Below are 255 nucleotides of genomic sequence, written 5' to 3' on the forward strand. Positions count from 1 at the left end.
CTGGTCCCCGTTCGCTCGCCACTACTAAGGGAATCTCGGTTGATTTCTTTTCCTCAGGGTACTTAGATGTTTCAGTTCCCCTGGTTCGCCTCTTGCACCTATGTATTCAGTACAAGATACTCAGCTTATGCTGAGTGGGTTCCCCCATTCAGAGATCTCTGGATCACAGTCTGTTTGCCGACTCCCCAAAGCTTATCGCAGGCTACCACGTCTTTCATCGCCTCTGACTGCCAAGGCATCCACCGTATGCGCTTC

Annotated in this window: 1 rRNA gene; it reads right to left on the reverse strand. The window is 51.4% G+C overall.

Features of this window, described 5'->3' with window-relative positions:
* Positions 1–254: ribosomal RNA gene (locus L6D80_RS29975) — 23S ribosomal RNA — on the reverse strand; the annotation flags it as partial.
* Position 255 lies beyond the last annotated feature (1 nt).

The organism is Pseudomonas ceruminis (assembly GCF_021602025.1).
Classification (GTDB): Bacteria; Pseudomonadota; Gammaproteobacteria; order Pseudomonadales; family Pseudomonadaceae; genus Aquipseudomonas; species Aquipseudomonas ceruminis.